This is a genomic window from Blautia massiliensis (ex Liu et al. 2021) (assembly GCF_052064225.1).
Taxonomy (GTDB): domain Bacteria; phylum Bacillota; class Clostridia; order Lachnospirales; family Lachnospiraceae; genus Blautia_A; species Blautia_A fusiformis.
In genome coordinates, this window is the sequence record NZ_JBQHWA010000101.1 from 1 (window position 1) to 360 (window position 360).

At 39.7% G+C, this 360-nt stretch carries 1 pseudogene; it reads right to left on the minus strand.

Going from position 1 to position 360, the window contains the following annotated elements:
• A pseudogene (locus tag ACTNDQ_RS15490) lies at positions 1–360 on the minus strand (hypothetical protein); the annotation flags it as partial.

Below are 360 nucleotides of genomic sequence, written 5' to 3' on the forward strand. Positions count from 1 at the left end.
CTTCTGAATGTACTACTTTTCCTTCCTCTACATCGTAAATCTTAAATGTCTCTGTGTGTCCAAAGTGCTGGAAAATCTGTCCATTTTCATACGTTACTGCTATTCTCATGATACCTTCTCCTTTTTCTGCTGCATATTTTTGATGAAGCTCCTGCTTGTAACATCCCCCAAGTCCACAATTACTGCTCTGACCATCACAGATTTTGAAATCTCCACCTTCAATTTTAAGCGGATATCCATCAATGAGTGCATCTGCTATTTTCTTCCTGGTGATATTGTCAATATTGGTTGACACATTTATCTCAAAGATATCACTGCCTATGCAGCCAGTCCCAGAGATTCGTAGTATCTCTGGCGCTT